Consider the following 10,468-nt stretch of genomic DNA (forward strand, 5'->3'; position numbering starts at 1 on the left):
GTCGGTGGCGGCGGAGACGAAGCCGTTCGCGATGGTGGGCGTCACCTGGCCGAGCGGCGTGCAAGGGGTCCAGGCGAAGGTCCGGGTGCAGCGCGCGGGGCAGTGGACCGAGTGGACATCGCTGCGGGTCGAAAACGAGCACGGACCCGATCCGTCCGCACCTGAAGGCACACGGAGCGGTACAGAGCCGTTGTGGGTCGGGGACGCGACCGGGGTGCAGGCGAGTGCGGTGACCTCGAGCGGTACGACGATCGACGACGCCAAGGTCGTGCTCATCCAGCCGGGAGTGCTACCGACGGACGCCGACGAACCGGCCGCACCGAGCGTGGAGCCGGCGGCGACGAGCGCGCCGTACCCGATGCCCGTCATGGTGAGCCGGAAGAAGTGGGGCGCCGACGAGCGGTTGCGCAGCCACAACGGCGCCGACTGCGCGCGACCGAAGTACACGACCACCGTGCTGGCCGCCTTCGTCCACCACACCGCCGACCGGAACGATTACACCCGCACGCAGGTCCCGGCGATGGTCCGCGCGATGTACACGTACCACGTGAAGAGCCGCGGCTGGTGCGACCTCGGCTACAACTTCCTGGTCGACCGCTTCGGCCGCGCCTTCGAGGGCCGGTACGGCGGTGCGCAACTGCCGGTGCTCGGCGCCCACACCGGATCGTTCAACGCGAACTCGTTCGGGGTCGCACTGATCGGCAACTTCGAGAAGGTCGCGCCGACGCCGGCGATGCTGGAGAAGACGGCGCGGGTGATCGCGTGGAAGATGGACGCGAACTACCGGTCGGCGCTCTCGACGGTCCGGCTCGCAGGGAGCCGGGTGCGCAGCGTGTCGGGCCACCGCGACACCAAGGCGACGGCATGCCCGGGCAAGCTGCTGTACAGCCGGCTCGGATGGTTGAGGCAGCGCGTGAACGTGCTGACCGGCGGCAGCGTGTCCACGCCGATCTACCGCTTCGCCATGGCCGTCGGCTTCCGGAGGACAGGGCAGCCGTTCTGGGGCGAGCACCGGACGAGGACCGGCTGGGCGACGTACTTCGGCACCCGGGACGTCTTCCACTCCGTTGCCACTGGCACCCATTCGACGGTCGGCGTCTTCCGGGCACGGTACCGACAACTCGGCCCGGACAGAATGCTCGGCCTGCCGATCGGTGAGTCCTACAACACCCGGGTGGCCGGTGTGCGGGCGCAGCAGTTCCGCAAGGGTGCGCTCTACTGGTCGAAGTCGATCGGGACCCGCCCGGTCGCGGGCCTGATCTTCCGCAAGTACGCCGCTCTCGGCGCGGAGCGCTCACGGCTCGGACTGCCGGTCACCGACATGTACAAGGTGCGCAACGGCCTTCGGCAGAAGTACCAGCACGGTTGGCTCACCTACAACCAGCACCGCCGCGTGGTCGATGTCCAGTACCGGAGCGTCCGATGAGCAAACGCGTTGTCGCGGTCGTCGTGCTCGCGTCCACCCTGATCAGCGCGACCGCGCAGGCGCGTGAGATCGAGCCACCGGCTGCCGCGGACACCACCATCAGCGGGCGCGGATTCGGTCACGGGCGCGGGATGTCGCAGTACGGCGCCCAGGGCGCGGCGATCGCCGGCAAGTCGGTGCGGCAGATCCTCGACTTCTACTACCCGGGAACGACGACCGGCAAGGCGGCCGGGAGCATCCGGGTGCGGATCACCGCGGACACCACCGACGGCGTCCGGGTCGGCGTCGTCAACCACCTGAAGGTCCGCGACCTGGAGTCCGGCAAGGTCTACACGCTGCCCAAGGCGGCCACCCGCGCCCAGTGGTCGATCGACCCGTACGGCGACCACGGGACCAAGGTCAGCTCGTTCAACGCGACCACGCGCAAGTGGACGCTGTGGAAGACGTTCGCCGGGATGACGCAGTTCGAGGGTGCGCCGGTGACCGGGCTGATCCTGCCGAGTGGCGCCGTACGGCGGTATCGCGGGGCGCTCCGGGCCGTCGACGTGTCCGGGGCGCACCTGGACACGGTGAACGTGCTGTCGTTGGAGTACTACCTGCGCGGCGTCGTACCGGAAGAGGCCTTGTCCAGTTGGCGTCCAGCGGCCCTGCAGGCCCAGGCGGTTGCCGCGCGCACCTACTCGGTCTACCACCGGAACCGGGCGACGCGACGCGCGTACGACCTGTGCGACACGGTCTCCTGCCAGGTGTACGGCGGCTACGACTCGGAGAAGGCGTCGACGAACACCGCCATCGCCGCGACCGCGGGCCAGGTCCGGCTGTACCAGGGCAAGCCGATCATCGCCGAGTTCTCCTCCTCGAACGGCGGCGCGACGGCGAGCGGCCCGGTCCCGTACCAGGTGATGAAGCTCGACGGCTGGGATGCGTACCCGGGAAACGGGAATCCGAACGTCACCTGGACGGTCACCCGGACGGCGGCCGAGGTGCAGTCGGCGTTCGACGTCGGGTCGATCCGCAGCCTGCGGGTGGTCAACCGCAGCGGTGTCGGACCGGGCGGCGGCCGGACGATGACGGTCGAGGCGGTCGGGTCGAAAGGCCGGCGGGCGCTGACCGGCGACCAGGTCCGCGGGCGGCTCCGGCTGCGGTCGGCATGGTTCACGTTCGCGCCCAATCGGCTTGATATACCAATCGGATCTGATCAAACCACTCGTCGCTGAGCCATTGACGCGCTTCCCCTGCGCCGGTTAGAACATGACATCGATGTCAACCGCCACCGCCCAGGAGGAGTAAGGTCGATGCGCAACAGATTTGGTATATCAACCAGGATCGCGGCCGGGGTGCTGGCGGTCGCCGTACTCGGGTCCCTGAACGTGACCGCGGCCGACGCCGTGTCCAGTCCGGCGGCTCGCGCCAAGGCGTCGTACGAGGCGCTGAACAAGTACTTCGACGCGGGAAAGGACCTCCTCCTCGAGGAGTACCCGAACACACACGAGAACCCGTACGCCTACGTCTGGCCCTACTCGCAGGCGGCGATCGCGGCCGAGAACCTGGCCGGCATCCCCGGCGCCGGCGACGGGGCGTCGAAGGAGGCGGACCGCCGGATCGCGGCGTACGAGCCGTACTGGAACGCCGGCACGACGCCGAAGGGGTACGACTCGTACGTGCGTCCGCCGCTCGGGCATGGCGGTGACAAGTTCTACGACGACAACGAGTGGATCGGGCTGCACCTGGTCCAGCACTACAAGCGGACCGGCGACCGTGCCGCGCTGGCGCGGGCGAAGGAGATCTTCGACCTGGTGGTCTACGGCTGGGACACGGATCCGTCGCACCCGTGCGCCGGCGGGGTGTTCTGGACGCAGGCGCCGTGGAGCCAGGACCGCAACACGGTCTCGAACGGGCCGGGCGCGGAGCTCGGTGCGCACCTGTACCTGCTGACCCGCGATCAGTCGTACCTGACCTGGGCGAAGCGGATGTACGAGTGGACCCAGGACTGCATGCTCGCGCCGAACGGTCTGTACTGGGACCACATCGACCTGGCCGGGAACATCGAGAAGACTCAGTGGAGCTACAACCAGGGAGTGATGCTGGGTGCCGGCGTGCTGTTGTACAAGGCAACGGGTGACCGCGAGTACCTGAACGACGCCCAGTCGGTCGCGAACGCATCGCTCGCCTTCTACGCCGAGGACGACCGGCTCTGGAAGCAGCCGACCCGGTTCAACTCGATCTGGTTCAAGAACCTGCTGATCCTCGACTCGGTCGCGCCGGACCACCGCTACAAGAAGACCATGAAGGCGTACGCCGACCGCGCCTGGAACGAGGCCCGCGACCCGGCCACCGGCCTCTACCACTTCGTCGACGGCCCGGTCCAACTGCTGGAGCAGGCCGGCATTGCCCAGATCCAGGCCCTGCTGGCCTGGCCCCGCGCACGGTACGGTCTGCTCGCCTGAGCTGATCCGAACAGACGTACGGCCCTCCTGCACCAGGAGGGCCGTACGTGTTGGTTCAGGCTGCGGCAGTAGCCGTCTGGATGTTCACCGGGGTGATCGGCGCCCCATCGGTCGGCCCGTTCTGCGGCGTGACACCGGCCTCGGCGACCTTGTCGATCAGCGTCAGGCTGGGTTCGTCGATCGTCCCGAACGCGGTGTAGTCCGGGCTCAGCCCCGACCCGTCGCCGTACACGATGAAGAACTGACTCCCGTTCGTGTTCGGCCCGGAGTTCGCCATCGCCAGCGTGCCACGCCCGTACTTCAGGGTCGGGAACACCTCGTCCGCGAAGCTGTATCCCGGACCGCCGCTGCCGCTCCCGGTCGGGTCACCGCACTGCAGCACCTGCAGACCCTCGCCGACAGTCAGCCGGTGGCACTTCGTGTTGTCGTAGTACTTCTGCCCGACCAGGCTGAGGAAGTTCTTCACCGTGCACGGCGCGAGCGCGCTGTCCAGAGTCAGCTGGAGGTCGCCGATCGACGTGTTCAGGCTGACCTTCGACGTACCCGACGCCTTCGCCTTGCCGTCGGCCGGCGGGTTCACCTTCTTGCTCGCCGCCTCGGTGCCCTTCTTGTACGCGCAGCTCACCTCGGCCGGCAGTGCGGTCGCCCGCTTGGGTGCCGCCGCGAGCGCGGTCGGGATGCTCTTCGGCTTGTTGTCCGGCCCGGCCGCCGCCGGCAGCTCGGTCGAGGGGTCGTCACCGTTGTTCCCGACCACCACGAAGACCCCGACGACGACCACCACCACCGCCGCGATCGCGGTGATCGTGATCCCCAGGTTCCGCCGCTGGCGCCGCCGCTCGGCCTCCCGCTCGGCCTGCCGTTTGGCCTTCCGCACCGCCAGCTGCTGCTGATGGGTCTTCTTGGACATGCAGAATCCTCCTCACAGATGCCTGGAGGGAACCTACAGCCTCAACCTGAGAACTGTCTGTTAATCCTCGTGAGGAACCGGCGAGCTATAGGTGTAGACGCGCGGAGGACATCGGCGGGCACGGCGGGCGGTTCCGGGGTGGAGTCGGCCGGGTCGGCGCGGTCTTCGGGCCGCGGTTGACCGACGGTCGTGACGTGGCCCTGAAGGCGTTGCGTCCGGCTGCGGACGAGCGGCGGCTGCGGGCCGTCGTACCGGCGCCGTAGACAGATCTTGGCGAGAAGGCCGTGGAGCTCGGACCGGTCGGCGACGGTGCCGCGAAGGGTGCTGGTGCCGTCCGCCTCGAGGGTGAGATCGAGACCCCCGAACCACGTAGGACCTGGAGTCCCACAGAGCCGTCATCGAGTCGTGGATTTCGGTCGTCGACACGCCGGCGGACGCGTCCGAAATCCACGACTCGGCGACGTTCCGCCGCGGACGCTCACGGGAGAGGAGGAGCTGTCCCGCGGGTGGCGGCGTTGACTGCGGTGGGTCAGTCTTTGATGTCGCAGAGGATGGCGCCGGCGGTGACGGTGGCGCCTACTTCGGCGGTGAGGGCGGTGATGGTGCCGGACTTGTGGGCGTTGAGAGGCTGCTCCATCTTCATCGCCTCGAGCACGACGATCAGGTCACCTTCGGCGACGGTGGCGCCTTCCTCGACGGCGATCTTGACGATGGTGCCCTGCATCGGCGACGTCAGCGAGTCCCCGGACGCAGCGGAGCTCCTGCCCGAGCTCCCGGCACGACGCGCCGGCTTCTTCTTGCCGGTCGCGGCACCACCGGCCGCGACCGCGGACGCACGCAGCCCGGCGGGCAGCACGACCTCGAGCCGTTTGCCGCCGACCTCGACGGTCACCTTCTCGCGGTCCGCGGACCCGGGAGCTTCCGCGCCCGTCCCCTCGTACGGCGGGATCTGGTTGTCGTACTCCGTCTCGATCCACCGGGTGTGCACCGTGAACCCGTCGTCACCGACGAAGGCGGGATCCGACACCACGGAAGCGTGGAACGGAATGACCGTCGGCATCCCTTCGACCACGAACTCCCGCAGCGCCCGCCGGGACCGCTCCAGCGCCTGCGTGCGGTCGCGACCGGACACGATCAGCTTCGCCACCAGCGAGTCGAACGCACCCGGCACGGTCTCGCCCTGGTCGTAACCACCGTCGAGCCGTACGCCGGGACCGGACGGCGCGTGCCATCGAGTCAGCGTGCCCGGCGCAGGCAGGAACCCGCGCCCGGCGTCCTCGGCGTTGATCCGGAACTCGATCGAGTGCCCGGACACGACGGGGTCGTCGTACCCGAGCTCCTCGCCCTGGGCGATCCGGAACATCTCGCGGACCAGGTCCAGCCCGGTGACCTCCTCGGAGACCGGGTGCTCGACCTGCAGCCGGGTGTTCACCTCGAGGAACGAGATCATCCCGTCCTGCCCGACCAGGAACTCGCACGTCCCGGCGCCGACGTACCCGGCTTCCCGCAGGATCGCCTTCGACGAGGTGTACAGGATCTCCAGCTGCTCGTCGGACAGGAACGGCGCCGGCGCTTCCTCGACCAGCTTCTGGTAGCGGCGCTGCAGCGAGCAGTCCCGGGTCGACACGACGACGACGTTGCCGTGGGCATCGGCCAGGCACTGGGTCTCGACGTGCCGGGGCTTGTCCAGGTAGCGCTCCACGAAGCACTCGCCGCGGCCGAAGGCGCTGACGGCCTCGCGGACGGCGGACTCGTAGAGCTCCGGCACTTCCTCCATCGTCCGGGCGACCTTCATGCCGCGGCCGCCACCGCCGTACGCCGCCTTGATCGCGATCGGCAGCCCATACTCCTGCGCGAACGCGACCACCTCGGACGCGTCGGCGACCGGATCTGGCGTGCCGGGGACCTGCGGGGCGCCGACCTTGTCGGCGATGTGCCGTGCCTTGACCTTGTCGCCGAGGGAGTCGATCGCGGACGGCGGCGGGCCGATCCAGATCAGCCCGGCGTCGATCACCGCCCCGGCGAACGACGCGTTCTCGGCGAGGAAGCCGTAGCCGGGGTGGACGGCGTCCGCGCCCGAGCGGGCCGCGACGTCGAGGATCTTGGCGATGTTCAGGTAGGAGTCGGCCGGTGTCGAGCCGTCCAGCGAGTACGCCTCGTCGGCGAGCCGGACGAACAGCGCGTCGCGGTCCTGCTCGGCGTACACGGCGACGCTCCGCAGCCCCGCGTCGGCGGCGGCGCGGACGACCCGGACGGCGATCTCGCCCCGGTTCGCGACCAGGACCTTGGTGATCTGCTTGCTGTCGGACACAGCTGACTCCCTTCGGCCAGCCCGAGTCTAGGGTTAATCAGCCCTCGGGGAGACAGGGTGTTCCTCACACCCTACCGAGCGGTTACCACGGGCGGGGGGCTCGATAACCCCTTCATCACCGCGACCACGACCGTCCGGTCTTGGCTGCTGACATCGGGCGGCGCGCGGACGTGCTGAAGGAATAGGCTTTCCGGCGACGGGGAGTCGACTGCGTGAGGAGTGGTGATGACGGGCATTCTCGAGCCGTTGGCAGGGACCGCGCCGGCCGTGTGGGAGAAGCTTGACGACCGGTTCGACGGCATCCGCGGGGACAAGCTGCTCGAGCGGCTGTGGACCGGCGGGCGCTGGGTCGAGGGACCCGTCTACATACCGGCCGGCCGCTACCTGCTCTGGAGCGACATCCCCAACGACCGCATACTGCGCTGGGACGAGACGTCGTACCAGGTCTCGGTCTTCCGGCACCCGGCCGGGAACACCAACGGGCACACGCTCGACACCGAGGGCCGCCTGGTCAGCTGCGAGCACGGCAACCGCCGGGTCACCCGGACCGAGCACCACGGCGCGGTCAGCGTGCTCGCCTCGGAGTACGACGGGAAGCGGCTGAACAGCCCGAACGACGTGGTGGTCAAGCGCGACGGCTCGGTCTGGTTCACCGACCCGGCGTACGGCATCGACAGCGACTACGAGGGCTTCAAGGGCGAGATCGAGACCGGCGGCTGCCACGTCTACCGGGTCTCGCCGGACGGCGTGCTCACCCGGGTCGCCGACGATTTCAACCGCCCGAACGGGCTCGCGTTCTCGCCCGACGAGTCGTTGCTCTACATCGCCGACTCCGAGGAGGGAACGCTCCGGGTCTTCACCGTCGACGGCGACACACTGTCCGGCGGCGAGTTGTTCGCCGAGTGCGGCAACGGGATCTTCGACGGCATCCGCCTGGACACCGCGGGCCGCATCTGGGCGTCCGCGGCCGACGGTGTGCACGTGTACCACCCCGACGGCACGCTGCTCGGCAAGCTCATCGTCCCCGAGACCGTCTCGAACCTCGTCTGGGGCGGTGCGAAGCGCAACCGTCTCTTCCTCACCGCGACCACGTCGGTCTACTCCCTCTTCACCACCGTCAACGGCGCTCCCGGCCCCTACGGGCCGCACAGCTGACGTTCTCCCCCGGGCGGGGGAGGTGGTTCCCGAGATGGATCACACGGTGGGGCCGGAGCGACGCGGTTTCAGCTCGCCGCCCACGTGCCCGCCGGCGACGGCGCCACGGACGTCATCGGACGTTTCCGGTTCGCCGATCGCGGTGCGGATGCGTAGGCCGGCTCGGCTGCCTGGCCACCGGCGGACCGGTCGCTGTCACGACCGGCGTGGTGACGAGGTCGAAGGATCCGGCGCAGGTCGGCAAGCCGGTGTCGTTCTCGCTCAAGGCCGAGCAGGCAGTGATCGACTACCTCGCCTGAGGATCCCGGGTACGACGCGCGCGGCGTCGTACCCGGGACGGGATCAGAAGTTCTTCTGGACCTGGTCGATGATGGTGAAGACGGCCAGGAAGCCGAACGCCAGGAAAGCGAACAGCATGACGCCGGTGCGCAGGGGCGTGATCCGGATCGCCTTGGGCAGGGCGCGGGAGTTCATCCACCACAGCAGGCCGGAGTAGAAGAACATCATCGTGCCCGCGGTGCACGCGGAGATGACCAGCAGCACCAGCGGCTGGGTCAGGCCGGCCAGCAGCACGATGATGCCGAAGGCAACCAGTCCCCAGACGAGGTAGAAGTACAGCTTGGACTCGCTCACCGCGGAGTCGCGCAGGTAGCGGGCCTTGATCATGTCCGACGTCAGCCGCGACGTGTAGTCGACGATGCCGGCCGCGGCGGCGAAGAGCGCGAACGCGCCGATCGCCCAGAAGAGGTACCCGAACCAGCCGCCGACGAGGGACTGCAGCTGGGTGCCCTCCACCCTCAGGAAGCTGATGTTGTTCTTGACGTCCGGGTTCCCGAACAAGGTGGCGTGCGCGAGCATCGAGGTGAACGCGATGGTGAGCACGGTGATCGCCACGAACGTCGAGGCCTGCTCGATGTTGGCGAACCTCCACCAGCGCCGCCAGCGCGCCATGTTCTGCTCGTCGAGCTTGAACACGTACCCCTTGGCGGTCGGGTCGGCCTCGATCTCACCGGTGATCGGCGAGACCAGCCGCGGAATGTGCGAGCCCATCCCGAACCCCTTGTCGCGGATCCAGTTGCTCTGCACCAGGTTCTGGCCGCCGCCGGCACCGGCGTACGCGATCGCACCCATGATGAGCGCGAAGCCCAGTTGGTCGGCCGGGAACTGCGGCGCGGCGACGGCGTCGCCGAGCGCGCTGTAGGTGCGGCCGCGAATGGCGAACGCGATCGCGAGAACGACGAGCAGGCCGACCGCCAGGATCTTGACGAAGATCAGCCGCTCGAGCATCACGTAGACCACCGGTGCGAGGGTCAGGATCACGCCGATCGCGAGCAGGATGCCGATCGCGATCCAGCGCGGGTCGCCGGCCCCGAACAGGTACGTGAGCATCGAGGCCGAACTGGTCGCCCAGCCGGGCCACATGTTCGCGAAGTACGTCATGATCGCGAAGAAGATGCCCCAGTGCTTGCCGTACCGGTTGAAGCCGGTCAGTGCCGTCTCACCGGTGGCCAGCGTGTACCGCTCGATCTCCATGTTCAGGAACCACTGGATGATCACGCCGACCAGCGCGCCCCAGAGGAACACCAGGCCGACCTGGCTGGAGATGTACGGCCAGAGGATGAACTCGCCGGAGGCCAGGCCGACACCGGCGCCGACCATCCCCGGACCGACGATCCTCCAGGTGTTGGCCGGTGGGTCCGGCAGGTCGCGAACCTGCGGTTCCGGCAGGTTCTTGGTCGGCAGAGCGAATCTGCCGTGGTCACTGGTAGTGGTGTCTGCCATTGGGCTCCTCACTTCCTCGACCCCCTGTTCGGGAGGTTAACGAATGAGGTCGGCACAGGCGAGCCGACACAGGCACAACTCAAGAAGACTTGAGCATCTCCAGCGCTTTCGCGATCCGGCGGGCCCGGGTTTCCGGCTTCTTGGCGTCGTTGATCGCGTTCACGTGCTCGCGGCGGTGGCTGTAGCTCAGCCTGTCGAACGCCGCCCGCAGCCCGGCCTCGTCCAGCGCCGCCGCGAGATCCGCCGGTACGCCGACCGTCCGCTCGGCGGAGTCCCGCTCGACGGTCACGGTCACCGGGTCGCCGTCAGCCTTCCCCAACTGCCCGCAAATGCTTTTCAGCATTCCCAGCGCCATGCAGCCACCCATCGACGCGATCGACCCGCGATACCCGATCCCGTCGAACCACGCCTGCACCGGGATCCGCCCGCCGCCCCCCAAC

General features: G+C 68.7%; 8 protein-coding genes. 4 read left to right on the plus strand and 4 right to left on the minus strand.

Annotated elements, in window-relative coordinates; translation table 11 throughout:
* The 3 genes from E1218_RS32610 to E1218_RS32620 all read left to right on the plus strand — a co-directional run.
* Positions 1 to 1,426 (plus strand): N-acetylmuramoyl-L-alanine amidase (locus E1218_RS32610; RefSeq protein ID WP_132326897.1); only part of this gene is annotated, 1,426 nt, incomplete at its 5' end.
* The gene (locus E1218_RS32615) at positions 1,423 to 2,643 is read left to right on the plus strand and encodes a SpoIID/LytB domain-containing protein (RefSeq protein WP_132326898.1); all 1,221 of its coding nucleotides are present in this window, start codon (positions 1,423 to 1,425) and stop codon (positions 2,641 to 2,643) included. The genes E1218_RS32610 and E1218_RS32615, both read left to right, overlap by 4 nt.
* A 78-nt stretch (positions 2,644 to 2,721) precedes the next feature.
* Entirely contained in the window at positions 2,722 to 3,873 is a 1,152-nt protein-coding gene (locus E1218_RS32620) for a glycoside hydrolase family 76 protein (protein WP_132326899.1), read from the plus strand.
* A gap of 55 nt (positions 3,874 to 3,928) precedes the next feature.
* Here E1218_RS32620 and E1218_RS32625 read toward each other — a convergent pair whose 3' ends face one another.
* Entirely contained in the window at positions 3,929 to 4,780 is an 852-nt protein-coding gene (locus E1218_RS32625) for a peptidylprolyl isomerase (protein ID WP_132326900.1), read from the minus strand.
* Between the two features lie 529 nt (positions 4,781 to 5,309).
* The gene (locus tag E1218_RS32630) at positions 5,310 to 7,091 is read right to left on the minus strand and encodes an acetyl/propionyl/methylcrotonyl-CoA carboxylase subunit alpha (RefSeq protein WP_132326901.1); all 1,782 of its coding nucleotides are present in this window, start codon (positions 7,089 to 7,091) and stop codon (positions 5,310 to 5,312) included.
* Between the two features lie 225 nt (positions 7,092 to 7,316).
* On the opposite strand from E1218_RS32630, the gene E1218_RS32635 reads away from it, so the two are divergent.
* Positions 7,317 to 8,246 carry an SMP-30/gluconolactonase/LRE family protein gene (locus E1218_RS32635; RefSeq protein ID WP_132326902.1) on the plus strand — a complete coding sequence of 310 codons (930 nt, stop codon included), beginning with the start codon at positions 7,317 to 7,319 and terminating at the stop codon, positions 8,244 to 8,246.
* 342 nt (positions 8,247 to 8,588) lie between these two features.
* On the opposite strand, the gene E1218_RS32640 is transcribed toward E1218_RS32635, so the two are convergent.
* Both E1218_RS32640 and E1218_RS32645 read right to left on the minus strand, forming a co-directional pair.
* Positions 8,589 to 10,028, minus strand: coding sequence for an Nramp family divalent metal transporter (locus E1218_RS32640; protein WP_132326903.1), 1,440 nt, complete (start codon positions 10,026 to 10,028; stop codon positions 8,589 to 8,591).
* A 79-nt stretch (positions 10,029 to 10,107) separates the two neighbouring features.
* The coding region (locus E1218_RS32645) for a YdeI/OmpD-associated family protein (protein ID WP_132326904.1) at positions 10,108 to 10,468 on the minus strand (361 nt) is incomplete at its 5' end.

Origin of the sequence: Kribbella turkmenica (assembly GCF_004348725.1) — a bacterium.
GTDB lineage: Bacteria > Actinomycetota > Actinomycetes > Propionibacteriales > Kribbellaceae > Kribbella > Kribbella turkmenica.

Bases quoted from the DNA above. Each gene is read 5' to 3' on its own strand.
- E1218_RS32615 (WP_132326898.1), top strand. From the start codon at position 1,423: ATGAGCAAACGCGTTGTCGCGGTCGTCGTGCTCGCGTCCACCCTGATC.
- E1218_RS32620 (WP_132326899.1), top strand. From the start codon at position 2,722: ATGCGCAACAGATTTGGTATATCAACCAGGATCGCGGCCGGGGTGCTG.
- E1218_RS32625 (WP_132326900.1), bottom strand. From the start codon at position 4,780: ATGTCCAAGAAGACCCATCAGCAGCAGCTGGCGGTGCGGAAGGCCAAA.
- E1218_RS32635 (WP_132326902.1), top strand. From the start codon at position 7,317: ATGACGGGCATTCTCGAGCCGTTGGCAGGGACCGCGCCGGCCGTGTGG.
- E1218_RS32640 (WP_132326903.1), bottom strand. From the start codon at position 10,028: ATGGCAGACACCACTACCAGTGACCACGGCAGATTCGCTCTGCCGACC.